General features: G+C 55.3%; 22 protein-coding genes, 1 tRNA gene and 1 pseudogene. 14 read left to right on the forward strand and 10 right to left on the reverse strand.

All coding sequences use genetic code 11. The annotated features are described in order from the left end of the window. Positions 1 to 68: 68 nt before the first annotated feature. The 6 genes from FEM03_RS16385 (at position 69) to FEM03_RS16410 (ending at position 6195) form a co-directional block, all read left to right on the forward strand. Positions 69 to 878 (forward strand): hypothetical protein, encoded by an 810-nt coding sequence (locus tag FEM03_RS16385; RefSeq protein ID WP_138087368.1) that lies wholly within the window; start codon positions 69 to 71, stop codon positions 876 to 878. Positions 879 to 928: 50 nt separating this feature from the next. Beyond that, entirely contained in the window at positions 929 to 1777 is an 849-nt protein-coding gene (locus tag FEM03_RS16390) for a hypothetical protein (protein ID WP_138087369.1), read from the forward strand. A gap of 71 nt (positions 1778 to 1848) precedes the next feature. After that, the gene (locus FEM03_RS16395) at positions 1849 to 2793 is read left to right on the forward strand and encodes an OmpA family protein (RefSeq protein ID WP_138087370.1); all 945 of its coding nucleotides are present in this window, start codon (positions 1849 to 1851) and stop codon (positions 2791 to 2793) included. Between the two features lie 160 nt (positions 2794 to 2953). Further along, entirely contained in the window at positions 2954 to 3205 is a 252-nt protein-coding gene (gene rpmE / locus FEM03_RS16400) for a 50S ribosomal protein L31 (RefSeq protein ID WP_138087371.1), read from the forward strand. A gap of 95 nt (positions 3206 to 3300) precedes the next feature. Next, a complete protein-coding gene (prfA, locus tag FEM03_RS16405; protein ID WP_138087372.1) occupies positions 3301 to 4377 on the forward strand; it encodes a peptide chain release factor 1 in 1077 nt (358 codons plus the stop codon). Positions 4378 to 4518: 141 nt separating this feature from the next. Next, a complete protein-coding gene (locus FEM03_RS16410) occupies positions 4519 to 6195 on the forward strand; it encodes an autotransporter-associated beta strand repeat-containing protein (RefSeq protein ID WP_138087373.1) in 1677 nt (558 codons plus the stop codon). 71 nt (positions 6196 to 6266) lie between these two features. Here the strand turns inward: FEM03_RS16410 and FEM03_RS16415 are convergent, their stop codons facing one another. Continuing rightward, the gene (locus FEM03_RS16415) at positions 6267 to 7253 is read right to left on the reverse strand and encodes a LamG domain-containing protein (protein WP_138087374.1); all 987 of its coding nucleotides are present in this window, start codon (positions 7251 to 7253) and stop codon (positions 6267 to 6269) included. 220 nt (positions 7254 to 7473) lie between these two features. On the opposite strand from FEM03_RS16415, the gene FEM03_RS16420 reads away from it, so the two are divergent. Next, positions 7474 to 7992 (forward strand): hypothetical protein, encoded by a 519-nt coding sequence (locus tag FEM03_RS16420; protein WP_138087375.1) that lies wholly within the window; start codon positions 7474 to 7476, stop codon positions 7990 to 7992. Between the two features lie 130 nt (positions 7993 to 8122). Here FEM03_RS16420 and FEM03_RS16425 read toward each other — a convergent pair whose 3' ends face one another. The 5 genes and pseudogenes from FEM03_RS16425 to FEM03_RS16445 all read right to left on the reverse strand — a co-directional run bounded on the left by FEM03_RS16425 (position 8123) and on the right by FEM03_RS16445 (position 15164). Further along, the gene (locus tag FEM03_RS16425; RefSeq protein ID WP_138087376.1) at positions 8123 to 8479 is read right to left on the reverse strand and encodes a hypothetical protein; all 357 of its coding nucleotides are present in this window, start codon (positions 8477 to 8479) and stop codon (positions 8123 to 8125) included. A gap of 501 nt (positions 8480 to 8980) precedes the next feature. Then, positions 8981 to 13204, reverse strand: coding sequence for an NACHT domain-containing protein (locus FEM03_RS16430; protein WP_138087377.1), 4224 nt, complete (start codon positions 13202 to 13204; stop codon positions 8981 to 8983). Positions 13205 to 13393: 189 nt separating this feature from the next. Further along, positions 13394 to 13756 (reverse strand): annotated as a pseudogene (locus tag FEM03_RS16435) (elongation factor 4); the annotation flags it as partial. Positions 13757 to 13886: 130 nt separating this feature from the next. Then, positions 13887 to 14324, reverse strand: coding sequence for a hypothetical protein (locus FEM03_RS16440; RefSeq protein ID WP_138087378.1), 438 nt, complete (start codon positions 14322 to 14324; stop codon positions 13887 to 13889). A gap of 12 nt (positions 14325 to 14336) precedes the next feature. Beyond that, on the reverse strand, positions 14337 to 15164 hold the full coding sequence (locus tag FEM03_RS16445; RefSeq protein ID WP_166442918.1) for a sugar phosphate isomerase/epimerase family protein: 828 nt from the start codon (positions 15162 to 15164) through the stop codon (positions 14337 to 14339). A 293-nt stretch (positions 15165 to 15457) separates the two neighbouring features. Between FEM03_RS16445 and FEM03_RS16450 the strand changes: the two genes are divergently transcribed. Then, positions 15458 to 15532 (forward strand) — tRNA-Met (locus tag FEM03_RS16450). 191 nt (positions 15533 to 15723) lie between these two features. On the opposite strand, the gene FEM03_RS16455 is transcribed toward FEM03_RS16450, so the two are convergent. From FEM03_RS16455 to FEM03_RS16465, 3 genes are all read right to left on the reverse strand, one after another. Further along, positions 15724 to 16065, reverse strand: coding sequence for a hypothetical protein (locus FEM03_RS16455; protein ID WP_138087380.1), 342 nt, complete (start codon positions 16063 to 16065; stop codon positions 15724 to 15726). 121 nt (positions 16066 to 16186) lie between these two features. Next, positions 16187 to 17290: a type IV pilus twitching motility protein PilT gene (locus FEM03_RS16460; protein WP_138087381.1), complete on the reverse strand. Its 1104-nt coding sequence runs from the start codon at positions 17288 to 17290 to the stop codon at positions 16187 to 16189. 94 nt (positions 17291 to 17384) lie between these two features. Continuing rightward, entirely contained in the window at positions 17385 to 18440 is a 1056-nt protein-coding gene (locus FEM03_RS16465) for a type IV pilus twitching motility protein PilT (RefSeq protein WP_166442919.1), read from the reverse strand. A gap of 141 nt (positions 18441 to 18581) precedes the next feature. On the opposite strand from FEM03_RS16465, the gene FEM03_RS16470 reads away from it, so the two are divergent. Further along, complete coding sequence (locus FEM03_RS16470; RefSeq protein WP_138087383.1) at positions 18582 to 18914, forward strand: hypothetical protein; 333 nt, start codon at positions 18582 to 18584, stop codon at positions 18912 to 18914. Positions 18915 to 19049: 135 nt separating this feature from the next. Here FEM03_RS16470 and acs read toward each other — a convergent pair whose 3' ends face one another. Then, complete coding sequence (acs, locus tag FEM03_RS16475) at positions 19050 to 21005, reverse strand: acetate--CoA ligase (RefSeq protein ID WP_138087384.1); 1956 nt, start codon at positions 21003 to 21005, stop codon at positions 19050 to 19052. 66 nt (positions 21006 to 21071) lie between these two features. Between acs and FEM03_RS24500 the strand changes: the two genes are divergently transcribed. The 5 genes from FEM03_RS24500 to guaB all read left to right on the forward strand — a co-directional run bounded on the left by FEM03_RS24500 (position 21072) and on the right by guaB (position 25073). Then, on the forward strand, positions 21072 to 21215 hold the full coding sequence (locus FEM03_RS24500; RefSeq protein ID WP_166442920.1) for a hypothetical protein: 144 nt from the start codon (positions 21072 to 21074) through the stop codon (positions 21213 to 21215). A 93-nt stretch (positions 21216 to 21308) separates the two neighbouring features. Continuing rightward, positions 21309 to 21911, forward strand: coding sequence for a nucleotide exchange factor GrpE (locus FEM03_RS16480; RefSeq protein ID WP_138087385.1), 603 nt, complete (start codon positions 21309 to 21311; stop codon positions 21909 to 21911). A 45-nt stretch (positions 21912 to 21956) separates the two neighbouring features. Beyond that, entirely contained in the window at positions 21957 to 23114 is a 1158-nt protein-coding gene (gene dnaJ, locus FEM03_RS16485; protein ID WP_138087386.1) for a molecular chaperone DnaJ, read from the forward strand. Between the two features lie 36 nt (positions 23115 to 23150). Beyond that, positions 23151 to 23561 carry a lipid-A-disaccharide synthase N-terminal domain-containing protein gene (locus FEM03_RS16490; RefSeq protein WP_138087387.1) on the forward strand — a complete coding sequence of 137 codons (411 nt, stop codon included), beginning with the start codon at positions 23151 to 23153 and terminating at the stop codon, positions 23559 to 23561. Positions 23562 to 23615: 54 nt separating this feature from the next. Then, positions 23616 to 25073 carry an IMP dehydrogenase gene (gene guaB / locus FEM03_RS16495; protein WP_138087388.1) on the forward strand — a complete coding sequence of 486 codons (1458 nt, stop codon included), beginning with the start codon at positions 23616 to 23618 and terminating at the stop codon, positions 25071 to 25073. Positions 25074 to 25184: the final 111 nt, after the last annotated feature.

Consider the following 25184-nt stretch of genomic DNA (forward strand, 5'->3'; position numbering starts at 1 on the left):
CTTTTTTCGGCACCGTGGTGAACCTTTTCTTGCTCACGACTGGTGGAGGTGGCAAACTTTGCGCCATTATGAAATTGAACATCCCACAAGCAATTCTGTCGGCGGTCATTTTGATGGGTGGTTTTTCAGTGCAGGCCGGGGATTCGAAGGCGATTGTGACGCCGATCGAAGCAGAGGTTCCGTATGAAGCGGGTCGGGGTTTGTTGACGATCCAGCGTCCATCAGGGGTGGTGATCAACCCGACTTCGGCCACGTTGCCGCAGCATGCGTTCACGGCGCAGTATTGCTTTTTCCTTCCCAACAACGACAGCAAACCCTGGATGACGCATGGGGCGATGTTTGCCTATGGGGTGACGGACTGGCTGGAGGTGGCGGGTTTGTTCACGGCGCGCACGGAGGAGATTGTGGACGACTACATCAGCGGCGGGGTGCTGGTGCGGGCGCGGATTTTGAAGGACGAGGGGTTCGTGCCGCAGTTCAGCGTGGGGTATTACAGCTTTCACGGCGACATCGAGAGTTACAATGCGTTTGCGGCTTTTTACAAAAGGCTGCCGATTGGCGATGAGAGTGGTTTTGTGAAGTCGGTGGGTTTCCATGCGGGGATTCGTGAGACCTGGTTGGAGGACGGTCCAACGACGGACAAGAGCGATCGTCCCGTGGGTTATGTGGCGATGGAGATCCAGTTGCCTGCGCGTTTGTATTTGGTGGGCGAGGTTTCCACGGATGACAAGGATCTTGGTGATCGCACGCCTTATGGCTTCGGGATTCAGTGGCGTGCGGGCGGCATCAACATCACCACAGCGTTCACCGAGTTGGGTGCCAATGGGATTACCGAGCCGAGCTTCTTCTTTGGGATCGGCACGCAGTATGCGTTTTGATTTTGATAGGGTAGGGTCGGCGGATTTGTAGGTGCCGGTGTTGTCACGACATGAAAGCTAGAGTTCGAAAGTTTCATCAACTGTGCGCGGTGCTGGTCGGTGCCAGCATGGTAGGTGGTCCGTGCTTATGTTTGACGAGTTGTGAGGGGTTGGATTATTCGGCAGGGGCTGAGGGGACTGGCGTGCAGTTGCTGGGTGCCGTCGTCGTGCTGGCGAAATATCGAGCGAGTGAGAGGCAGAAGGCGATTGCTGAGGAGAAGGCTCGTGCGGTGGTGGCACGCATGGTCAAGCCGGCCTATGTCGAGAGGCGTGCGCAGGTGACTTCGAACTCGGCGAAAAAGATTCAGTCCACTCAGAAGACCTACGACAAGAAAATTGCGACGGCCCGGCCCGCGAAGACAGCGAGCAAGGCGGAGCCGAAACCCAAGGTCAAGCCTCAAGTCGATGTTGTGGTTGATCCCGCAGTTGTGGAGGTGAAGCGTTTGGAGAAGGAGAAGGCGGAGGCGATGGTGGCCTTGCAGAAACAGGCGGCGGCTGAGCTGGCTTCGTTGGACACGGCATGGCGTTCGATTGGAGGAGTCAGCAACCACTCGGTTTCAAGTGGACTGACGACGGAATCGGCGACCCCTCCAACGGGAGAGGTGCCGGTGAGCAGCACGCGGGATCGTGAGGTGTTGATGGCGTCGGCAGGAGCCCATCTTTCGACTTACATCGCAGTCACCGTTCCGGCCCAAGGCATTGCTGCGGAACGCGGTGGCAAGGCAACGGTCATGTTATGGAACACCCGGCTCCAAAGGTTGGCCAGCGATGAGGTGCTGGTGCTTGACCGTCAACCTGGCGGCGGAAAAGACATCAAAGTGGAAGGTCTGACGGCGCAATTTGTGGCGTCAACTCCATGAAGGTAATCGGCGCATTTTTGAATCCTTAGTTGACATGGCGCTGAGTTTCGCCACTGCGGTAGTAGCCCATTATGTCCAGCCCGTCCACCGGTCGTCCCAGTATCCTGGCCAATCTCATTCTCATGCTGTTTGTTGGCAGCATGTTGGTGGGATTTTTTGTTCTGTTGCGGAGTTGCGAGGAAAAAGCCGGGAATGCCATGGTGGGTCCATTGAACCAGGAGAAGCCGGAAAAGGTGCCGGGGTCGACGGACTCCAAACCGGTGGCGGAACCAACCAAGGAAGATATCGCGAAGAAAGTGGCAGAGGCCAATCAGGTGCGCAAATCGCAGCCCGTCGCCAAGGAAGAGGAAGAGATCGGTAAACCTTTCAGCACGCCTCCAGCGGCTCCAGAACCGACACCGATGGTGGCAACGGCCGAGCCCACTTCGATGCCGAATTCGACCGCAACCCCTCCAAGCGCGACCCTCGTGACCGATACTCCGCCTGCGGCAACGACGCCTGATGCATCATTGGACATCCTGCCGCCCAAAGAGCCGGTGCGTGAAGTGGCTGCCGGTTCGGCTGAGGGCAATGCGCTTATCAAGGACGCGGCGGCGAGGATCGACGAGGCACCTACTGAATTGTATTCCGACAAGGCCAAGGCCAAGGTGCGTGAGGGTTTGCAGGCGGCGCGACGCATTTTCAAAGTGCATACCGTTTACTTTGAGAAGGGCGGGGCAAAACCCGGTGCGGCCGATTCGGGTGAGCTGGTCAAATCTTTAGGGGAAGGCTCGTTGGCTGAGGTAATGGATGATCCGCGCGCCGTGTTTTTTGTTTTGGGTTTTGCGGATCGCACCGGGGACGCAGCGACCAACAAGAAGCTCTCGAAAGATCGTGCAGACGCGGTGATCAATCTTCTCAAAAGCGCTGGAGCGCTCAATTTGACGTATCCGGTGGCAATCGGATCGACCGAGCTGGTCGCGCCGGAGAACCAAAACAAGAACCGGGCGGCCGAAGTCTGGCTGGTGCTTCCCTGATCGGATTAGAGACGCCGACGACGGCTTGATCGGTTGAAAGAAAAGGTTCAGGAGTCGAAAATAACCTTGCAATCAGCTTGACCCCGTTCTGCAAGCGTATAACATAGCATCCCCCTTCCGCGATGCGGACGGGCCGAATGCCAAATCACATTCGACTGCCATGAAAAAGGAACTACATCCAACCACTTTCGAGACCAGCATTACCTGCACCTGTGGCACGGTTTACAAAACTTGGTCTACCGTTCAGAACCTCAAAATCGGCATTTGCGCTGGTTGCCACCCCTTCTTTACGGGTGAACAACGTTTCGTTGATACCGCCGGTCGCGTTGACAAATTCGCCCAACGTTATGGTTCGACCGCCGCGACTCGTCGTGGCAAGCCAAAAGCGGCTTCGGTTACGGCCTCCGCTTAGCGCTTCAGATTTATTTTCAGCAAAACGGTGCTCGTGCCTTGATGGCGCGACACCGTTTTTTGTTTGTGCATTTTTTCGCCGACTGAATCAGCGCCATGGACTACTCATCGATCATTGAAAAAAAGAAACTCCGTCTCTCCGAATTGGAGATGCAGATGGAGCAGCCGGATTTTTACGAAGACAACCGCAAGGCCAGCGGATTGCTGCGCGAACATCGGCATTTGCAGGCGCTGGACAATTCTTGGGAAGAGTTTTTGCGTGTTGGACAGCAGATCGTCGACAATGAAGATCTCGCCAAGTCCGGAGATGCCGAACTGGCCGAGATGGCCGAAGAAGAATTGCCCTCGCTGAGGAAGCGGCTCGAGGAACTCGAAGGTTTGGTGCAGCTGGCCATTCTGCCACCGGATCCTTTGGAAGGTCGCGATGTGATCATGGAGATTCGCGCGGGCACGGGGGGAGATGAGGCGGCGTTGTTTGCCGGGGATTTGATGCGGATGTATGGCCGGTATGCCGAAGAGCGCGGTTGGAAGGTCGAGCCCTTGGAAGCCAGCCCGGCGGATCTGGGTGGGTTCCGCGAGGTGGTGTTCAAGGTGAGCGGCGAGGATGTGTTCAGCACATTGAAATATGAAAGCGGCGTGCATCGAGTGCAGCGCGTTCCTGCCACGGAAGCGCAGGGGAGGATTCACACATCCACGGCAACGGTGGCGGTGCTTCCTGAAGCCGAGGAGGTGGACATCGAGTTCAAGCCGGACGAGGTGCGCATTGAAGTTTGTCGTGCTTCGGGAAACGGTGGACAGGGGGTCAATACGACCGATTCCGCCGTGCAGGTGATGCACATGCCGACGGGCACCATTGTGCGTTGTCAGGATGGTCGCAGCCAGTTGAAGAACAAAGAGAAGGCGTTGTCGATTCTGCGTTCGCGACTGTTGGAGCGCAAACAGAACGAGGAGGCGGCCAAGTATTCGGCTCACCGCCGTTCATTGATCGGCAGTGGTGGCCGGGAGGAGAAGATCCGCACTTACAACTATCCGCAGAACCGCATCACCGATCACCGCATTGAAGTGACGCTTTACAACCTTGAAATGTTCGTCGAAGGGCGCATTCAGGAGATGGTTGAGAAGCTGAAGGCAAGCGACGTGCATGATCGTCTTGCTGAGGCAGGGCTACGTTGATCGATTCATTAAATGTATTCACCAAGTAGTGGTTAACGACGGTGGATTCCGGTTTTGTATTGACAGCGATACACGACATGGGCCAAGCTCAAGGTCCACTAAGGCGGTTTTGTTTCTAATCCATTTGTCTAATTTTCGAAAATGTCACTTCCATTCCTCCGCTCTTATTTCATGGCGAATTCGACCTTGTCCGTCATTTGTGGACTGGGTTTAAGTTTCATTTCGAGTCACGCAGCGACCGTGGTTTGGAATGGCGCAGGAGCGGACAATAACTGGGGGACTGGTGCGAATTGGGGAGGATCGGGCAGCACGGTTCCGGGGACGGCACCGGTGAACCCGGTCGCCCCTGCGACGGGGGATATCATTCAGTTTGCGGGTTCGACACGTCTGAACCCGTTGTTGGGCGCTGAGTTATGGCGGGCAGATCGAATCGTTTTTAACAGTGGTGCCGGAGCTTTCACTTTGGGGAATGAGGCGGATCGCAAGACCATCCGCTTGAGAGCAACCACCGCAACGGGCCATGATTCCAATGAATTTCTGGTGAACAACGCCTCAAATCTTCAGACCATCAACGACCACCTGGTGATTGAAGGATCGGGGGTGAACAACACAACGGGGGGTGGCATTCAGGCAATCAATGGAGACATCGTGCTCAATGGCAATTTGTCGGCGGCAACCACCCTGAGTGGTCTTCGGCTGAAGCCCAATGGTGGGCGCACGCTGACCGTCAACGGGGTGATTTCCGGCAACTGGGGCCTCACTGCCGTGAACAGCGGCGGCACGGTGGCTTTGAATGGATTGAACACCTACACCAATGGCACGGCGGTGTGGAGCGGAACGGTCAGGGTCGGAGTCAATTCCCTTTCCGGGGCAGCCGGTGCATTTGGGAATGGCACTTCAGCCATTGCCATGGCAAATGGGGGAACCTCCCCCACTGACTCAGCCAACTACAACTCAGCGATCCTGACGAGCGCTGCGGTGACGATTGGGAGAGACATCACGCTCACGACACGGACACAAGGAGCGGTGAATGCGACCAACAGCTTTCGGTTGGGTGGGGACACCGCCCATTTGTCCAGTTTTACGGGAACGGTGCTGATGTCGCATTTGCATCCGTTGACCGTGACGGCAGCAGCGGGGGGACGGGTAAACTTTAGCACGCTCAGCCGCACTTCGACCAACGCGTTGATGGAGGATGATTTGATCAAACAAGGGCTTGGCATCGTGGCACTGACCGGCACGGCCAACTATGCGGGCGAGACCTTGATCAATCAGGGGACACTTCTGGTGAACGGTATCTTATCGAAGACAAGCACGGCAGTTTCTACTCAGGTGGGCGCGGTCATCGTCAGCACCAACGCTGCTTTGGGAGGATCAGGCACCATTGCTCGCAATGTGACCATCAACACCGGAGGGATTTTTGCTCCAGGGGATATGAGTCTTGCCAGCGTGAGTTCGACGGGGCTGTTGACCATTGACGCGGATCTCACCCTGAACACTGGCAGCATCCTGCGTTTTGATCTTGGCAGTAGTTCGGGCGATTGGGTGGATGTTAATGGAGCCCTCACATTGCGTGGAATTCTGGAGGTCACGAATGCGGGAGGTTTTGGCAATGGATCCTACAAGTTGTTTGAATATGGAACCCTCGCCTACAACTTGGGCGATGTGGTCCTGGCAAGTCCGAACTACAGCCTGGTTGTTAACGATGCGCAAAAGGCGGTCTATTTGAATGTGGTGCCGGAACCGGGTCGCGTGGTTTTGCTTCTTGCGGGATTGGGACTTTTGGTGATCCGTCGTCGCCGTCGCTCCGTTGTTTAAAACAGCTACCACCCCAAGCGCGCAGGGTGGCGACTGAATGCGGCAATGTGATTCAGCACGACACGAAACAGTCAGCGGCCTCTGCGACGGCGCAGGGCGAGGGAGCAAAGCCCAGAGAGGAGCAGGACGGCGCGGCTTGGCTCCGGGGCGGCAAAGATGGCCAGCACTTCCTGTTGGGTAAGCGCAGTATCGAACAGAGCCAGATAATCCATGGCACCGTTAAACGCTTTGCGGTGATTGCCACTGCCCGTGCCTGGCGTTTCGCTGCCGAGCAGCAGGTTGCCATTGGAAGTGGGGCTGACCCATGTGGTGGCGTTGCTGGTGAAGGTGCTTAGGATGCCATTGGCACCGACCAGATAAAAAGTGACCTGCCCGGTTTTTTTATCGGCATCGCCGTTGTCATTAAGCACCATGGCGATGTCATACCATTCACCGACGTTGAGGATGGCTGCGGGGTTATAAACATGACTGGCACCCGAGGAAGTCTGACCCGCTCCGGCACCAGCGGTGTAATAATAGAGGCTGCCATTGGTGTTGAGGCCGAACATGTAACCAAAGGAGGCCAGGCTGGGTTCACTCCACCCTCCGAAGCCATTGCTGACGATCCATTGATTGGTGCCATCATCAATGAAGCCTCCACCGGCTGCCAAAGGGATCGCTCCATCCCAGCGCATGCGGGTGATCATGGTAGAAGATCCGCTGACGCTGGCGTTGGTGGCGATGAAGGTGGCGGAGGATACCGTGTCGGCCCCAGTTCCCGTCACCTGTGTGGTCACCGTCGGGCTGAATTTGATCGCGTGACCTCCGGGATATTGCGGGGCTCCCCCATAAGGACCGTTCGCAGGACCTGCCACCCAGGAGAGATTGGCGAAGTTGCCTGAGGTGACCTGATGGTTGTTGACGCTTGAATCGACGACCTGGGTAAAGGTGGCGGCGGTGCTAACCGTGCCTCCGTCGAATTTCCAGAACGAGTCCGCGCTTTCCAAAGTGACAACGGCGCTCGCAGGGGAGCAACACAGGGCGGTGGCGAGGAGGACGGACTGGGAAACTAATTTCATGCGTGATTGGGAATCGATAAACGGCAAAGGATTGATAATGAGCCAATGACACGACTCTTTCAACCTGAAGCTTGTAGGCCGGAAGACACCAGACTCACGAAACACGCCAACCGAAGAAGCATGGCCTGTCGAAAACACTTCGCGTTGCGGCGTTCAGGATTGACTCGACACGCGGTCATGCGCTGAAATAACGACAACCCTTTGACCTCATGCGGAAATCATGAAATCACGAATTTACCAAGTGACCGTGGCGGCCGATGCACCGGTGATGAAGTTGAAGGATGCGGCACAAAATGCAGGGTTGCTTCCATTTGATGGATCGGAGAAGTCGGATCTGTCGCCCAAGAAGTCTTTCGAGGTCGTGCATGAATCAAGAGTGGTTGACCCGAAGAGCTTTTGGTTTCTGGCTCCCGGCGTGCTGGTGTATCCCGAGGCGATGATCGGCGAGGATGTCTATGAATCCCCTTATTATAGCTGGGCTTACGATGTTGAACTGCTGTCGATGGTGAGTGAGACCGATCATTTTTGGGCGATGAACACCACCCAGGTCTTTCCCCATCCGAACACCGGATATGTGTTTAATTTGAAGTATAACTATCCCTTGTTTCGGTTGGAAGGCGAAGCGAAGACCGATCTATTTTGTCTTGAGGGGCAGGAATCGACCGGTGATGAGCTGCTGGTGAACTATCGCCAGTATGGGTTGAGCGGTTTGACGTTTGAGGAGTTCTGGGTGGGGTGATGGGGGGACCAATGGAGAATGGATTCCGCTGTCGCTAACCCAAAAAGATCGTTTCACGACGAATCGAAAACGCCATGGCAGCAATACGGGGTGCAAGCTGCCATCATCGGAACGGCGAGGGCTACGCAGTTCACGCTACTGCGCTCTTCCGAGCCGGGCGTTTGCGTTCACTCTTCTTGGTGCCGCCCGCTTTCTCGTATTCGTCGCTGTTCTTGCCGAATTTGGTGGCGACTCCGGTGAGCATGCGATCGGAGAGGTCATCCAACTCTTTTTCCAGGGCATCAAACTGATTTTTCAGTTCGTCGACCGTGGAGAGGGCGGCGTTGTAGGCGGTTTGTTTTTGAATGGTTTCCTGGATTTTGGCGTTGTAGGCGACGAGGGTTTGCCCGTTGCCGAGGTCTAGAGCGGCGTCGATGGAGGAGAGTCCGGCGGCGCGGCCATTGGCTTTGAGGATGGATTCTGAATTGAGTTTTTTGAGTCTGGCCATGGGGATTGCTTGTTGGGGTTGGGGGTGATGGCTAGATCAATGATTTTGATCTCGCCTGTTGGGGTTTGGTTTGAATGCTGATGAACAGCTTGGCGAAATTCTATTCAAGTGATCCATAAATGCAAAATATTTACTGCGTTTATCGGAAAACAGCTCCTTCTTTTTATCAGGAGGAACCTTTTTCTTTGCAGGAGCAACTTCCTTTCGATCAGAAGGTTCTTTCTGAAGAGTGGATGGTTCCTTCTATTGAGTAGAAGGTGCTTCTAGAAGTCTGGAAAGTTCTGTCTTCTTTGTGGAAGGAACCTTCCGAAAGATTGGAGATACCTGCTATCAAATGGAGGGTTCCATCTGGAAAGAGGACGGTAATGTCCGTTATAGGGGAGGTTCTGGCTAGAGAGTGAAAAGGACAAGGACACGAGAATCGGCTTCAGACTAACAAGTGTTGCAAACCTCTTCGTCAATGAGTTGATCGTAATATCAATTCTAAGGTATTAGATGTATTTATCTTACAGGCGGAGAAAAGTGAATTAATAGTATCTCTAATCCCGAAACGCCAAGTCGATTCTGAAGGATTTCTTTGGATTTTTGCCGAAGAATGGCAAGCATTTGTTCACAGTTGATACGAGGACCTCCATTTAGTGAGTCCCACTTCCGATCTCTATTAAAAAGTGCAAGGACGTAAATTCCGTAGCGGGCACGGTGATCGCGGAGATAGGAGCCCACCAATTGATCCTCTAAACCATTAATTAAACCTTGAAAGGTCCAATTGTCGGCAATTTTAAGCTCCATTGATACAGGAGCGGCGTCTGGAATTACCAGGCGAAGATCTGGACGTAATGATTGGTCAATTTCCCATTCTTGCGGAACGCTGTAGCGTCCTCTGGAACTTTCATTGAGTCGTCGTTGAAGCCAACGGCGAAAGCTTGTTTCATTGTCTTCATGGCGAACTTCCTCTCGAGGGCTGTCTTCGCCGAATTCAACCCAGCGTTTAATATCGGACAGCCTGCGGATGCCAATTTCAAATAGATCGGAGTCACTTCTAGGCTGCCGCTCATACTCGGTTGCGAATTCACGCATGTCTGTCGTATGCCAAGGGCTGATATCAGCAAATTTTTGGCGAGACTTATTAAGGAGGTATTTTATGTAGTCTTGTAGATGAGAGAGCAAGGGGTCGGCCAAAAGTGCCTGTAGCGTTTGACAGACATCGGGATGATCAGTCGCGACCAATCTGTCTAGTAAAGCGCCTCTGAAATCCTGAGCGTCGTCCCTAGTCGTTACATTATAAGCGCCTCCGCTTGAACGATTGGTATCCTCTTCACGACGAATATATTGGTATACCAGTGGGATGAATCTTAGCATGGCTATTGGATGCACCCATGATGGATTTGCACTCAGTGGAACATGATCGTCATAGCGGGAGCTAAGACTCGCAGAAACTGAGATCATCAATTCTGTAGGATCGATTGAATTTGGTAAATGTGAATCCAGAGCATCTAAAGCATTGATCGCATCAAACTCAAGCCACAAGGCCATCCAAGTGGGAAAGCCAGGTGAAGTGCTGGCAATGGAATGGGCTTTATTTTGTATTAATCTGGTCAGTTCGTCCTCGGATGATAGAGGTGCTGAAAACAAGATTTTGATGGCATTATACAGTATGAAAAAATTCTGTGGCTCTTTGTCCGTCAATAGCTCGTAAATTTGGGGTTTCATCAACGCAGTTGCTCGACTGTTCGACCAAGCAAGGTAGTTGATAGCGATATGATAGAGTTCAAGCCCGGTAGAGGTTTGCCATTCAGCAGCGATGCATTCAGCTAAAATTGATTGAACTGCCTGAGGCTGTGCTGATGTTAGATCATCAAACCATGGAGGGAATCCATTCATCTCTTGAAGAGCATATTTGGTGGCTCGTTGGGCGTCAGAGAATGGAAGGTCTGAGAATATTAATCTGCCATCCTGCCAGGCGGCCATGATTCCAGCAAGTCCTGCAATACAGCCATGTGTTGTGTTCCCGGAAGGATTTTTTTCATGAGGTAAATCTGGAGTATAACGTTTCCAGACTTGAAAGCATCCCTCTTTTGCGGCTTCTACACATCGCCGTCCCATTTTTTTCTCAAGGGGCGACCAATCAGTCGGCGTCCATTTATCATGAGTCTCGTGACGGGCATCATCTATAAGGTGAACTAGCCAATTCACATATTCGCCAGAACGCAGTTTGTTGCGGTAGCGCCAAAGGTTATATTGTTCACGGATTTTGAGAAACGGTTTTTTTACCTTTTTCAAAGCCATCCTACGTCGATAAGGTCTGAATTTTGGTTGTATTCGAATGTGCCAGAAGGCTTGTGCTCTGAAAAGTAGATTAGGGCAAAAGCGCTTTAATATCTCTCTGGTATTGGCGGATGAGTTGGCTAACCGCTTGATTTCTGCGAATTTTGAAGAGGATCGTCCTGTCTGGTGCCACACCTCTAAAGACCACTCAATCGCCCGTTTAAAATCTGCGGGGGAAGTTGCTGCTGCTGCCCACTTTAGAAGCCAATCAAGGTCGGCGGCTACTGGCCTGATTCTATCATAATAGATTTGCACGCAGGACAAGTGAGAGGCTGCCTGCTCGTGATCTTTCTCTAGGCTATCCGCAGCGATACGAAAGTATTGTTCACGCACCTTCGGATGACGCTCAGTGCGTCCCGGTAAAGAGTCGTCACGTTCGACAGAAGGGCGATGATCACTGATCCGGACAATCACTTCCGCGATGGCAGTAGCTTCTGCTTCGGAAACCGTGGGCCAATCAAGAAGAACTTCTGAGATCGCTAGCGCTGTTTTGAGACTCCAGGGTGGTTCGTAATCCTCTTCATTATCGTTATCGTCTACCGGATACCCGAGGAGCCCACGAAGGAGCGACAAACCATTCTCTTTGTATGTGACGGTAGGGAGGTATTGAGAAAGTGTGTAATCCCACCCAATCACGCCTTGAGTTGAAAACCTCAACCGACTGAATGTGCGAAAGAGTTCCTTTGCTCCCCATATGCCTGGAAAAAGAAGTTTGCACAAAGGCATGCAAACTCTTCTGGGGAGAAGTTTGATCTCGTCCGCTGCCGCAGCTAGAGATCGCAGTTCTGATTCAGTGGCTGTGAGCGTCAGCGCACGAGAGGCGGTTGGGAAGATATCGCCTTTCTCCAGATCCTTAATCGCTATCGTCAGAACGACGTTTGTGCAGCCAGTTAATTTTCCCGCAATGACAATTTCCAGCGCCAGTTCTTGAATTTCACGGCCATTAGATGGGGTTGTCAGTAGTGTATTAATATCCTCTGAGAGAGAGTCGTCGGCAAGTCGTGAAAGAGTTGCCTTTTCATGTTCCCACCAAAGACGTTCACGACCTTCTGCTTTTTGCACTAGAGCCTTCAACAGTGCACGCTTGTTCTCAGAACTTAATTGTGCTGGGTCACTGTAGCGAAGTAAAATTTCGGGGGCTGTCTCCAAGATGCACCGAAACACAACAATGTTCCATTGATTGACACCTGCGGCAAGCCACGCCGCGAGTGGTGCGAGTGAGGGACGAAGAACTGGTTCAAGGCCACGGGTGTCAAAAAGAAGATCTTCCAGCACATCCACAGGACAACCCTGTTCCATAAGGTTTTTTAGCCACTTGAAAGCTAAAAATTCTGAGAGCCGTCGATGATGGAAACGAATGTGGCCGTAGCTCGCGCCATCGAAAATTGGACGTGTGAGAAGTGTTTGGATTTCTTCTTTACGCCAATCTGATGGAAGGCATCTGGACGCGTCAATTGCGTTTAAAGAAAAATGAATTTCTCCAGGAATTTGGAAGATGAATTTGCGACAAAACAGCGTTGCTGCTGCGAGATATTCAGCACCTGAACGTGCTCTTTCCAAAGAGAGTAGATCCCAACGGTCTCTATCGGATGCTTTTATGAGTTGGCGATCACATGTGAAATCGAGGATTTCGGTTAGAGTTCCTAAATTCTTCTTTTCTTTCCAATAGGCGAGCAGATCGTTTACATCAGCGGGGCGTCTAGCGAACTCCCAAGAGTGAGTTCTTTCTAGCGCTTCGAGGAAGCTTTCCGCATGCGATGCTTGCCGTGCCGTTACATAAGTTTTTATGCCAGATTCATCTAGCGGCAATAAACTGACAACAAACGGATAGGGTTCTTCGGCTTTGTCCTCTTTTTCAAGATTAGGGATCCGCATCCTTACTTCGTGTGCGTCAATCGTGGGAAGCCATTCTGTGATTCTCGAACTGATGACCACATTGGCTCGCAGCATTGCTCGTGCTCCGATGAGGTCGGTGAATCGATCAATCGCACGATGGAAATCCGCATTTTGCTGTATTTTCGCTTCATCCACCGAGTCGAGGAAGAAAACCGCGCGTGAGATCGAACCTTTCCATGCAGTCAAACTCGCTGAGTCTTCATTCCGCAATCTGATCTCGCTGCCCAAGGTAGCGAGTTCGTCTAAGCGCATATAAAACCGCGGAGCTTGCTGTGATCCTAAACTTGCTTGTGCTTGTAGTTCGTAACTTTTTCCACTACCGGGTTCGCCTAATATGACGACTAGGCGTCGCTTCAAGAGCTGTTCCCAGGTGTATCCATTGGTGAGAATGCCTTGGTCTGGATCAAAAACATAGTTTTTGTAAGCATAGTCCTCTAGGTCGCCATCTTCCCGCACAAGGGCGAATTTCCGGCCGAGGTCGATATAGTCTACAGGAGCGAGCATGATTGTGATTTTACATAAGGATGACAAAAATCCTCCGCATTTTCGACAATGAAATGTCTTTAAGGCATGGAGCCCTGTCGACTGTGCTCATCCACAGGCGTGAGCCCCAACATTGGCCGCAACGTAGCGTGACACTAGTGGTCGTTTGATGACACACGGATAAAGTCCGCGTTTCTTAGAGATTTGCCCCCTGCTCTTGAGCACTTGCATGAAAGCTTCTTGGGGAGGTTGAGTTTGCCGATACTCTTCATGCGCTTTTTGCCTTCTTTCTGCTTCGCGAGGAGCTTGCGCTTACGACTGATACTGATGTCGCCGCCGTAGCATTTGGCGGTGACGTCTTTTCTCAGGACGCTGATGCGTCCGCTGGCGATGGATGATCTTGCCACCTATGGCGGCTTGGATGGAGACGACGAAGAGTTGTTGGGGGATGACTTCCTTGAGTTTGGCGGCGAGGGCTCGACCGCAGGATTCGGCTTTGCTGCGGTGGACGATGCGGGCGAAGGCGTCGACGGATTCGCCCGCGATTAGCATTTCCGTTTTGACGAGGTCGGCGGGATCGCAAACACCATGGCGAGCGACCATTCCAGATGAGCCTCAATGGCCCATGGATGGCGGCGCAGAAGATGTCGCAAGGTATTGAAAGGCTAAAGGCTAAAGGCTAAAGGCTAAAGGCTAAAGTGATTCAAACGGTGGGGGTATCGAATTTTTGGCGGACGCTGTTGCGGCAGAGGACGATGATGGTGAAAATGCCAAGGGCGGTGCCGATGGGGAATTGCACGCAGTTGAGTCCGGCGGTGATGAGGGAGAACATGCGGTGGCGTCGTTTGCGCATGAAGATGGCGGAGAACAGATTGAGCAGCGCGGCGGCGAGAAGGCCGATGCCGATGATGAGATAAAAGATGACCATGAGCTGCTGGATCTCCGGCGGCATGGGCGTTGAATCCGGTGTTGGATGGTCCTCGGCGAATTTCATGATCGTCGTCATCAGAAAATAGTGACCGATGATGAAGAGCGTTCCCACGAAGCCGAGTCCGGCCATGATGAAATGGAGGATGACGAGAATTTTTAGATGGTCGTCATCCACGTCGGTAGGACGCGGCAGGGGTGGTGCGGTGTCCATGTCGAAAGGAGGTCAGGCTTTGGCTTGGCTGGCGATGATTTGTTTGAGGTAGTCGATGCTGCGTTGGGCGATCACTTTGGGGCCGAGTTCGTATTTGAAAACTTCGGTGCTGAGCCAGCCGGTGTAGCCGACCTCGTTGAGGGCGGCGATGATGGGTTCGTATTTCACTTCGCCCATGCCGGGACCGAGGAGGTTGGGATCGTTGGTGTGGAAGTGAACGAACCACTCTTTGCTGTCGCGGATGATGTCGGGAATGGGTTTGTCTTCGGCGCTCATGGCTTTCACATCAAGATGGAGTTTGCAGGCCGGATGGTCGACCAGTTTGCAGAATTCGATGCCTTCGGCGGCGGAGTTCATCCAGTTGGTTTCCTTGGGTCCGAGGGGTTCCATGGCGATGGTGACGCCGTGTTTGACGGCTTCTTCAGCGACGCCGCGAACGACGTCAACGGCGCGCAGGTTGGCTTCGTTGCGATCCCATTCGGGTAGGAGGTTGCGGGCTTTGGGGCTGCCCCATACCATGACCTTGCCACCGAGGGCACCGCAGAAGCGGGCGAGGGTCTGGCCAAAGATTTTGGCATCGTTGTTGAGAAGCGGATCAGGTGCGGTGATGTGCAGCCAGGCGGGTTTGGTCAATAACCAGTGCAGGCCGATGATTTCGAGTCCGAACGAGTTCGCGATGCGGACCAGACGGGTCGCGTCGGCGAGGTCGAGGGTCCGAGGATCGGCCTTGAGGGTGAAAGGGGCGAGTTCGAGTCCCTGATAACCGCAGGCAGCGGCATCTTCACACACCTTTTCGAAAGGTGCGTTGCCCCAGTGTTCGTTGCAAATGGCGAAGCGCATAGGGTTTGATAAGGGAAAAGGGAAAAGTGAAAAGAGAAAAGTGATGGGAAGTGGGGACAGGAGTTCTTGGTTCTTGGTTCTTGGTTCTTGGTTCTTGGTTCTTGGTTCTTGGTTCTTGGTTTGGCAGTCGGAAGGCGGAAGGCGGAAGGCGGAAGGCGGAAGGCGGAAGGCGGAAGGCGGAAGGAGGAGAGCCTCCTCACGTCGGCTGCTACGTGGGCTCGGGCGCGGAAAGGTGTGTTTCATGTTTGACAACGACGGGCTTCTGGGTAGTCTGCCCATCCTCAATCGCACATGGCAGGGTAGCTCAGCGGTAGAGCAGGGGACTCATAAGCCCTTGGTCGGGAGTTCGATTCTCCCCTCTGCCACCATATTATTAGATCGCTTTCTGGCCTTTTGAAAAAGCACAGATTTTTGTGAGGATCTTTGCGAAACCTTTGATAAGGGGCTCTACACGAAGCGCCTTTGCGCTTCGTTCAGCACAAAAAAAACACCCATGGCTATTCCCTCTTTGACGAGGCGGCGCATGGGCGGTAGCGGGGGGGTTTGTGGCGGACTTTTTTTACTTGGCCTGGCCGATGACGGAGGAGACGCGGTCGACAAATTTGAGGGCGTCGTCGTAGCGGGCGAATTTGTATTTGATGCTGATGCCCCCGTTGCCGGCTTCGCGGATGGAGGTGATCCAGACTTGATAATATCCGTCGCTGCTCTGGGCTTTTTCGCACATCACGCAGGCAATCTGAGATTTGCGCACGGAGAAAACGCCGTGGCTGCTGACTTCGGGGTTGGTCTCGGTGTAGAATCGAACGAACTCGCCCTGGCTGGTGACTTCGGTATCAGGGACGTTGGCGAAGACAGAGGGAACGGTGAGGATCAGGGTAAGGATGAAGATCGCGAGTTTCATGATGGAAGAACAGGGCAGGTTGATATTTTCTCCGTGAGATTAGCGCAACTAATCAAACGCGCCAGCAACTTATTCAGGTTCAGATGAACTGGTTGTTTGCGGTGAAATGGGGGAATTGCGATCAACTGCCGAGGACACGACTGAACCAGCCTTTGCGATTTTTCTGGCGGGCGTTTTGGAATTGCTCCTTGAAGTAGTTGGGCTCGGAACAGTGGGCGAGGGCGTCGGAGAGGGAGATGCGGTTGTCGAGGAGGAGTTCCATGAGGCTGTCGTCAATGGTGTGCATGCCGTCGGCGGAACCGATCTGCATGAGGCCCTGGAGCTGGGAGAGGCGGCGTTCGCGGATGCAGGCTCCGATGGCGGTGTTAACGGCCATGAGTTCGGTGGCGAGCACGAGGCCGGGCTGGTCGTGGCGGGGGAGGAGGTATTGGCAGACGACACCGCGGAGCGAGGCGGCGAGCTGGGCACCGACAAAACGGTGGCGGTTTTCCGGGTAGGCGTCAAGAATGCGGGAGACGGCGCTGGCGGCATCGGTGGTGTGAAGGGTGCCGATGATGAGGTGCCCGGTATCGGCGGCGGTGAGGGCGGTGTGGATGGTTTCTTCATCGCGCATTTCACCGACGATGATCACGTCGGCGTCCTGACGGAGTCCACTGCGCAGGGCCTGGGCGAAGCTTTGGGTGTCGGAGCCGATTTCGCGCTGGTGAACCAGGCTGTGTCCTTGTTCGAACACGAATTCGATGGGGTCTTCGACAAGGACGATATTGGCGAGTCGGCAGCGGGCGATGGTTTGGGTGATGCTGGCTAGGGTGGTGCTTTTGCCGGAGCCGCTGGTGCCGGTGACGAGGATGAGTCCGGATTTGGCCTGGCACCATTCCTGGACGGTGGGGGAGTGGCCGAGTTCGGAAAGCGATGGGATCTTCCCGGCGATGAAGCGGAAGTTGGCTTCGACGTTGCCGAGGGCGAAGCTGGCGTTGGCGCGGAAGCGTCCGAGACCTTCGATCTGGATGGCGAAGTCGAGTTCCCAGTCATGCTCCAATCGGGCGCGCTGGTTTTCCTTCAAGACGCCGTAGACGATTTCGCGGGTTTCGAGTGCGCTGAGGGGTTTGTCGCTCAGGGGTTGCAGGGCACCGAAGATGCGTGCGGTGGGCGGGGCGTTGGGGGTGATGTGGAGGTCGGAAGCTCCGCGTTCGCGAGCGAGGGTGAGGTAGTCGACGAGGTCCATGGAAGGAAAGTGAAAAGTGAAACGGGAAGAGTGAAAAGTAGTGAGAGGAGAAGTGGAGGTCGGCGGTGGTTGGAATCGACTTCTCTTTCAACCCCTAAGCGATTCCCCGCATGGCGCGGCGGAACTCGGATTCGTTGCCGGTGGATTCGATGGCGACTTCTTCGGTGATGATGCCGGACTTCCAGGCTGTGAGGGCGGAGCGGAGGAAGGAGGAGTTGTTGGGATCGGTGCCGCGGCTGAGGTGTTCCTGCAGGTTGCCGCCTTCACGTCGGCGGATCCAGTCGCGCGTGGCACCGCCGTTTTGCAGGTGTTCAACAAGGAGATGAAGGCCGCCGGAGGTGCTGCGGACAAGTTTTTGGCAGAGGATGCCGATGAGGTGGTCGGCGAGGAGGTTGGCGCCGTAGCCGAGCTGGTCTTTGGTGAAGAGGTTGTAGTAGCGGTCGATGGTGTCGGAGACGCGTTCGGAGTGGAGGGTGGCGAGCACGAGGTGGCCGGTTTCGGCGGCTTGCAGAGCGGTGAGGGCGGTTTCGAAATCGCGGATTTCGCCGACGAGAATGACATCGGGGGCCTGGCGCATGGCGGAGCGCAGGCCATGGGCGAAGGTGGAGGTGTCGCGTCCGACTTCTCGTTGGGTGAAGTGGGATTGCTGATTGAGGAAGATGTATTCGACGGGGTCTTCGATGGTGACGATGTGGCGGGCGAGGTTTTGGTTCATCCATTGAAGCAGGGCGGCGAGGGTGGTGCTTTTGCCAGAGCCGGTGGGGCCGGTGACGAGGATGAGGCCGAAGCCGCGTTCGGCCCATTTGGCGAGCAAGGCTTCGGGGACGCCGAGGGTGTCGAGCGTGGGGACTTCGGTTTTGATGCGACGTAGGACGGCGGCGAGTCGGCCCATGGTGCGGTGAAGGTTGACCCGGAAGCGGACGTGCTGATGGGAGAGGAGGCCGGAGTCGCGGTCCATGTCGGTGCGGGGATCGGCTCCGCAGGATTGCCAGAGGGCGGTGAGCTGTCCGAGGGACATGGGTTCGGTGTCGAAGACCATGATCTGCTCGTTGATCTTCATGCGTGGGATCTCGCCTTCCTGAAGGAACACATCGCTGGCTTGGTGTTGTTCGGCGGCTTCGAGAAGGGAGTCGATGGAAGGGGAAGACATGATGGGCGGCGCTATTAAAGCAGGATAACCAGGATTTGTTTTGGAGGAACAGGCTTTTTGTTTGGGGGGTGGGATTTGGATGGAGGTCGGCAGGACAGTCGGAGAGTTTGACGGCACGGTCATCCGGTGAGAAGTTTCGCGATGAAGGCTTTGAAGTTGGCGCTGGTTGTTTCGCTGGTGACGAATCTGGTTTTGGTGGTCGAGGTTCTTCGAGACCGGCAGTTGGGGGGAAAGGAGGTGAGTTCAGGTTCGGAAGTGGTGACTCTTGAGCAGCTCAATGAGGACTATTGGTCGTGGTTTGGATCAGAAGAGCCTGAGGTGTTGATGACGGATCCATTGAAGGTCGACTTCGGGATTCCGGTAGAAAGCGACTACAATGACACAAGGGAGCGGTGGTTTGATCACCATTGGCAGACACCGCCTTCGGTGCCGGTGAGGTTGGGGATCCCCAACAACGCTCGGATGGACAGCTAAGGGGGGGGCGTGGGAAATAAGGATGCTGGAAATCAACTTCCAGTGAGTGACCAGGCAAAAAGAAGGACAGGCAAAATGCCTGTCCGACCCACAGGCTGCAAGCCTGTGTCACGACGATGATGATTGAAGTTCGACTTAGTCTTCGTCTTTGCCGGAGGCCTGGAGGGAGGCGATGACGTTGAGGTCTTCGAGGGTGGTGGTGTCGCCTTTGATCACGCCACCAGCACAGATTTCTTTGAGGAGTCGGCGCATGATTTTGCCGGAACGGGTTTTGGGGAGACCCGCGGCGAAGCGGATGTCGTCGGGTCGGGCGATGGCACCGATGACATTGGCGACGTGTTTTTTCAATGCGGCGGCGAGTTCGGGGGTGGGGTCGACTCCGCCTTTGACGGTGACGAAGGCGACAACGGCCTGGCCTTTGAGTTCGTCGGGACGGCCAACAACGGCGGCTTCGGCGACGGATTCGTGGGAGACGAGGGCAGATTCGACTTCGGCGGTGCCGAGGCGGTGACCGGAGACGTTGAGCACGTCATCAATGCGGCCCATGATCCAGAAATAACCGTCGTCGTCGCGGCGGGCGCTGTCGCCGGCGAGGTAGATGTTTTCGTAGGTGCTCCAGTAGACTTCCTTGTAGCGATCATTGTCGCCGTAAAGGGTGCGCAGCATGGAGGGCCAGGGTTTGCGGATGACGAGTTTCCCGCCTTCGTTGGGTCCGACTTCTTTGCCGTCTTCATCGAGGATGGCGGCGTCGACGCCGAAGAAGGGGAGGGTGGCGGTGCCGGGTTTGGTGGGGGTGACGCCGGGGAGCGGGGTGATCAATATGGAGCCGGTTTCGGTCTGCCACCAAGTGTCGACGATCGGACAGCGGCCACCGCCGATTTTGTGGTGATACCACATCCATGCTTCGGGGTTGATGGGTTCGCCGACGGAGCCGAGGAGGCGGAGGCTGGAGAGGTCGAATTTGTCGACGTGGTCATCGCCCCATTTGATGAACGCGCGGATGGCGGTGGGGGCGGTGTAGAGGATGCTGACCTTGTATTTTTCGACGATTTCCCAAAAGCGGCCCTGATGCGGGGTGTCGGGGGCTCCTTCATACATGAGGATGGTGGCACCGTTGGAGAGAGGACCAAAGACGATGTAGGAGTGGCCGGTGATCCAGCCGACGTCGGCGGTGCACCAGTAGACGTCGTCTTCGCGCAGGTCGAAGATGTATTTGCTGGAGACGTAGGTGCCGGTGAGGTAACCGCCGGAGGTGTGGAGGATGCCTTTGGGTTTGCCGGTGGAGCCGGAGGTGTAGAGGATGAAAAGGGGATGCTCGGAGTCAAAGCCGTTGGCAGGGGCGCCTTCGGTGACTTTGGCGGTTTCGTCGTGCCACCAGGCGTCGCGACCTTCCTGCATGGCGATGTTCTGTCCGGTGCGTTTGAGGACGATGACGGTGGTGACGTGAGGGGCGTTTTTGAGGGCGGTGTCGACGTTGTCCTTGAGGGGGACGACTTTGCCTCGTCGGTAGCCGCCATCGGCAGTGATGACGGCGGTGGCACCGGAGTCGAGGAGACGGTCCTTGATGGATTCGGAGCTGAAGCCGCCGAAGATGACGCTGTGGACGGCGCCGATTCGGGCGGTGGCGAGCATGGCGATGGCGGCCTCGGGCACCATGGGCATGTAGATGATGACGCGGTCGCCGGCTTTGATGCCATGGTTGAGGAGGACGGCGGCGAAGGTGGCGACTTCGGTTTGCAATTCGGCGTAGGAGATGGTGCGGGTGTCGCCGGGTTCGCCTTCCCAGAGGATGGCGGGTTTGTCGCCTTTGCCGGCGGCGACGTGGCGGTCGACACAGTTTTCGCTGACGTTGAGTTTGGCGTCGACGAACCATTTGGCGAAGGGAGGCTGCCAGTCGAGGACTTTGGTCCAGGGTTGCTGCCAGGTGAGCTCGGAGGCTTCGCGGGTCCAGAAGGTGTCGGGGTCGTTGAGGGATTCGGCGTGCAGACGCTGGTAGTCTTCCATGCTGCTGATGCGGGCCTTGCTTTTGAATTCGGCGGAGGGTTCGAACAGGCGGTTCTCAGTCAGGATGGATTTGAAGTCGGAGCTCATGGGTGAAATAGGGCAGGGAGATGTCGGTCTAATCGGATATCTGATCTTCTTTTTGGCAGGAGGGTGATGATGGGAAAAGTCGGGGGCTGCGTCAATAGCGAAGGTGGGGGAATATTGGCGAATATTGCAAACGTGGCGGATGGGGAAGTTTATCGACGGATGTGGATGGTGGAGGGGTTTGATCGGCTGGAGGGGTTTTGGGAGACGTAATGGGGAAGGGGATCAACCGGGGGTTGCCTGTTTGGGGATTGGGTGCATAGTGCCGGTCCCCTGAAATTTTTTTCTTCCATTTACCGATTTATCATGAGCCAGCCAGAGACCGTAGAACCGATTGTTGAAAAAGAGATTGAAGCCGTGGTGAGCGACGAGCAGTCACCGATTGCTGGAGCCGAACAGGCGCAAGAGGGCGAGGTGATGCAGGAGCAGGAGCAAGCGCGCGATCCGATGGCCGAACTGGAGGCGGAGGTGGCGAAGTGGAAGGATCTGGCGTTGCGCAATGCGGCGGAGCTGGACAACTATCGCAAGCGTTCGGCGCGGGAGATGCAGGAGTCGCGGGCTTATGGGAATGCGGACTTGTTGCGTTCGTTGTTGCCGATCATGGACAATTTTGAAATGGGCCTTGAGGCTGCACGTGTGGAAAATGAGAAGAGCATGATTTTCCTTGGGCTGAACATGGTGAAGCGTCAGCTGGCGGACTTTTTGAAGGAGCAGGCGGTGGAAGATGTGAGCCCTGAGGTGGGCGGGGTTTTTGATCCGAACATGCACGAAGCGGTGAGCCAGGAGGCGAGTGAGGAAGTGGCGGATGGTGGGGTTCTGCGGGTGTTGCGTCGCGGGTTCAAGTTGAAGGAGCGTTTGTTGCGTCCCGCCAATGTGGTGGTTTCGAGTGGGCCGGCGAAAGCGGAGTAAGGTTTAAGTTGGAGTGATTTTACCAGGGTAGATTTGTTGTAACACATGGCCACCAAGCGCGATTATTACGAAGTTCTCGGCGTCAGCAAAACGGCGACGCAGGAAGAGATCAAAAAGGCTTACCGCAAGCTGGCGGTGCAGTATCATCCAGACAAAAATCCTGGGGATGCGACGGCAGAGGACAAGTTTAAGGAGTTGAGCGAGGCGTATGATGTGCTGAGCGATGAGCAGAAGCGCGCGGCGTTTGACCGGTATGGTCATGCGGCCTTTGCTGGTGGAGCGGGTGGTGGTTCGCCGGGCGGACATGATCCGTTTGATATTTTCCGCGAAGTGTTTGGCGGTGCGGGAGGTGCTGGTGGGGCGGGCGATATTTTCGAGACGTTTTTTGGTGGTGGCGGTGGTCGGCGCAGCCGGCGTTCGGATGGTCCGCAGCGTGGTGGGGATTTGCGTTACGGATTGGAGATTTCGCTGGAAGAGGCGGCGAGGGGGATGGAACGCGAGTTGGAATACGAACGGCTGGTGGGTTGCAAAAAGTGCAGCGGCAGTGGTTCGAAAAGTGGCAGTGGCACAAAGCAGTGCCGGACTTGCGGCGGCGTGGGTCAGGTGGTGAGTTCGCGTGGATTTTTTCAGGTTCAGCAAACGTGTCCGGAGTGCATGGGCACGGGGCAGATGATTTCGGATCCGTGTGGCGATTGCGCAGGCAGTGGTCGGATGAAGGAGCGGACGAAGATCACCATCAAAATTCCTGCGGGGATTGATGAGGGATCACGCGTGCGGTTCACCGGGGATGGCGAAGCAGGCGTGAGAGGCGGTCCGAATGGTGACCTTTATGTCGTGGTGCAGATCAAGGCGCATGATGTGTTTGAGCGTGACGGGCATGATCTGCATTGTGCGGTGCCGTTGTCCTATCCGATTGCGGCGTTGGGCGGTGAGTTGTCGGTGCCGACGTTGCAGGGCAAGGCGAATGTGAAGATTCCGGCGGGGACTCAAAACGGGGCGACGTTCCGATTGAAGAACCAGGGGGTGAAGCACCTCAATGCGGATCGCAAAGGCGATCTGTATGTGCATGTCAAGATCGCCGTTCCAACGAAAATGACGCAGGAACAGAAAGACAAGCTGTCGGATTTTGCGAAGGTGCTGGGCGAAAATCATTCGCCGATGCATGAGAGCTTTCTCGACAAGGCGAAGCGGTTTTTCGTCTGAGTTTGATAGGTTCCTGGTTAAATTGACGATTCGATTATGGCTGACGCGGCGACCACCGGTGGATTTTTGCAAAGGTTTTTGGAGCCGGTGCTGGGGGGATGGTTGTATGCGGATTCGGCCCTGTGGACCGCGACGGGATTTCTCGGTGCGGCGATTTTTGGAAGCCGGTTTGTGCTTCAGTGGCTGCAGAGCGAGAAGGAGAAGAAGTTGGTGATCCCCTGGTATTTCTGGCATTTGAGCTTTTGGGGAAGCGTGCTGAATTTGCTGTATTTCCTGCACATCGACAAAGCGCCGCTGATTCTGGGGAATTGTTTTTTGCCGTTTTTGTATGGTCGGAACATCATTTTGTTAAGGCGTGACGGGACGCGCGGTGGGCGCAAGGTGTTTGCAGCGGTGGCGGTATTGTTGTTGGTGGGCGCGGTTTGGGCCTTGGTGGTAAGGAGATGATGGGTTTCCTGAAAAAATCACCTGACAAGAGTCTTGGCTCGGCTTAGATGGAACATGGGCGAAATACCACTGTCTCTTTCTTTTGATGATGTCCTCCTGCTGCCGGCGAGAAGCAGCGTTTTACCGGGTGAGGTCCTGTTGGATACCCGGCTTTGTCCAAGTCTTCCGCTGAATATTCCGATTCTGTCCTCGGCGATGGATACAGTGACGGAGAGTGAACTGGCGATCGCTTTGGCGCGTCAGGGTGGGATGGGTGTGGTGCATCGCGCTTGCACCATTGAGTATCAAGTCGAGGAAGTTTCGCGGGTGAAGCGGTCGGAGAACACGGTGATTCTTAGGCCGTTGACGGTGACGCCGGATACGACGTTGGGCGAGTTAAATCATTTGATGCAGGTCAAAGGCGTGAGTGGTTTTCCGGTGGTGGATGATGCGGGGGTTTTGGTGGGGATGGTGACCAGTCGGGACACTTGGTATTTGGAAGATGATTCGACCCCGGTGCATGTGATGATGACGCCGAAGGAGCGGTTGGCAACGGGGGCTCCGGATACCAATTGGGAAGAGGCGTTAAAGATTATTTACGCGAAGCGGATCGAGAAGCTGCCGTTGATGGATGCGGAGGGAAAGCTGGCGGGGTTGATCACCAAGCAGGACATTGAGAAGCGTCGGATGTTTACCAATGCGGCGAAGGATGAGCGGGGTCGGTTGCGGGTTGGCGCGGCGGTGGGAGTGGGCGAAGATTGTGTGGAGCGGGCGCTGGCGGTGCAGGCGGCAGGGGCGGATGCGGTGTTTATTGATGCGGCCACGGGTCACACCACACGGACGCTGCAGGTGATTGAAAAATTGCGTGAGGCGTTGGGTGATGGCACGCCGGTGGTGGCGGGGAATGTGGTGACGGCGGACGGGGCGCGTGCCCTTTGTGATGCGGGTGCGGCGGCGATCAAGGTGGGGGTTGGACCGGGTTCGATCTGCACGACGCGGGTGATTTCTGGGGTAGGCATGCCGCAGTTTACGGCGGTTCAGGAAGTGGCGGAAGTTTGCCGACCACGTGGAGTTACGGTGATTTCTGATGGTGGGGTGAGGTTCTCCGGCGACGTGGTGAAAGCGATCGCTGCCGGCGCGGATTTGGTGATGATTGGTGGTTTGCTGGCAGGGACGGAGGAGAGTCCGGGTGCGATGGTGAAGTGGCAGGGCCGGACGTTTAAGGAGTATCGCGGAATGGGTTCGTTGAAGGCGATGCGCAAGGGAGCGGGTGACCGATATGGGCAGAATTCTTCGGGCAAACTGGTGCCGGAAGGGGTAGAGGCGAGGGTGCCGTTCAAGGGGCCGTTGAGTGATGTGGTGTTCCAACTGATGGGCGGATTGCGCAGTGGGATGGGGTATGTGGGCGCGAATACGTTGCAGGAGTTGAGGGAGAAAGCGCGGTTTGTGCGGATTACGGCGGGGGGGCTGAAGGAGAGTCATCCTCATGATATTGTGATCACGGAGGAGCCGGTGAATTATCAGGTGGGGTAAGCTCGACTGATGGTGGGATGGCCGATGAAACATCGGCACTCCATGGGTTTTGGCCGACGACACGTCGGCCTTCCCAGTGGGCGTGCGGTTCTCAGGTTGATTTATTGGCGG

Source organism: Phragmitibacter flavus, from assembly GCF_005780165.1.
Taxonomy (GTDB): Bacteria; Verrucomicrobiota; Verrucomicrobiia; order Verrucomicrobiales; family Verrucomicrobiaceae; genus Phragmitibacter; species Phragmitibacter flavus.

Excerpts from the sequence above, each read along its gene's own strand:
- FEM03_RS16470 (WP_138087383.1), top strand. The coding sequence starts at position 18,582 with ATGAAGGCTTTGAAGTTGGCGCTGGTTGTTTCGCTGGTGACGAATCTG.
- acs (WP_138087384.1), bottom strand. The coding sequence starts at position 21,005 with ATGAGCTCCGACTTCAAATCCATCCTGACTGAGAACCGCCTGTTCGAA.
- FEM03_RS16465 (WP_166442919.1), bottom strand. The coding sequence starts at position 18,440 with ATGTCTTCCCCTTCCATCGACTCCCTTCTCGAAGCCGCCGAACAACAC.
- prfA (WP_138087372.1), top strand. The coding sequence starts at position 3,301 with ATGGACTACTCATCGATCATTGAAAAAAAGAAACTCCGTCTCTCCGAA.
- FEM03_RS24500 (WP_166442920.1), top strand. The coding sequence starts at position 21,072 with ATGATGGGAAAAGTCGGGGGCTGCGTCAATAGCGAAGGTGGGGGAATA.
- dnaJ (WP_138087386.1), top strand. The coding sequence starts at position 21,957 with ATGGCCACCAAGCGCGATTATTACGAAGTTCTCGGCGTCAGCAAAACG.
- rpmE (WP_138087371.1), top strand. The coding sequence starts at position 2,954 with ATGAAAAAGGAACTACATCCAACCACTTTCGAGACCAGCATTACCTGC.
- FEM03_RS16490 (WP_138087387.1), top strand. The coding sequence starts at position 23,151 with ATGGCTGACGCGGCGACCACCGGTGGATTTTTGCAAAGGTTTTTGGAG.
- FEM03_RS16425 (WP_138087376.1), bottom strand. The coding sequence starts at position 8,479 with ATGGCCAGACTCAAAAAACTCAATTCAGAATCCATCCTCAAAGCCAAT.
- FEM03_RS16395 (WP_138087370.1), top strand. The coding sequence starts at position 1,849 with ATGTCCAGCCCGTCCACCGGTCGTCCCAGTATCCTGGCCAATCTCATT.
- FEM03_RS16480 (WP_138087385.1), top strand. The coding sequence starts at position 21,309 with ATGAGCCAGCCAGAGACCGTAGAACCGATTGTTGAAAAAGAGATTGAA.
- FEM03_RS16390 (WP_138087369.1), top strand. The coding sequence starts at position 929 with ATGAAAGCTAGAGTTCGAAAGTTTCATCAACTGTGCGCGGTGCTGGTC.
- FEM03_RS16420 (WP_138087375.1), top strand. The coding sequence starts at position 7,474 with ATGAAATCACGAATTTACCAAGTGACCGTGGCGGCCGATGCACCGGTG.
- FEM03_RS16455 (WP_138087380.1), bottom strand. The coding sequence starts at position 16,065 with ATGAAACTCGCGATCTTCATCCTTACCCTGATCCTCACCGTTCCCTCT.
- FEM03_RS16445 (WP_166442918.1), bottom strand. The coding sequence starts at position 15,164 with ATGCGCTTCGCCATTTGCAACGAACACTGGGGCAACGCACCTTTCGAA.
- FEM03_RS16440 (WP_138087378.1), bottom strand. The coding sequence starts at position 14,324 with ATGGACACCGCACCACCCCTGCCGCGTCCTACCGACGTGGATGACGAC.
- FEM03_RS16415 (WP_138087374.1), bottom strand. The coding sequence starts at position 7,253 with ATGAAATTAGTTTCCCAGTCCGTCCTCCTCGCCACCGCCCTGTGTTGC.
- FEM03_RS16410 (WP_138087373.1), top strand. The coding sequence starts at position 4,519 with ATGTCACTTCCATTCCTCCGCTCTTATTTCATGGCGAATTCGACCTTG.
- guaB (WP_138087388.1), top strand. The coding sequence starts at position 23,616 with ATGGGCGAAATACCACTGTCTCTTTCTTTTGATGATGTCCTCCTGCTG.
- FEM03_RS16385 (WP_138087368.1), top strand. The coding sequence starts at position 69 with ATGAAATTGAACATCCCACAAGCAATTCTGTCGGCGGTCATTTTGATG.
- FEM03_RS16460 (WP_138087381.1), bottom strand. The coding sequence starts at position 17,290 with ATGGACCTCGTCGACTACCTCACCCTCGCTCGCGAACGCGGAGCTTCC.
- FEM03_RS16430 (WP_138087377.1), bottom strand. The coding sequence starts at position 13,204 with ATGCTCGCTCCTGTAGACTATATCGACCTCGGCCGGAAATTCGCCCTT.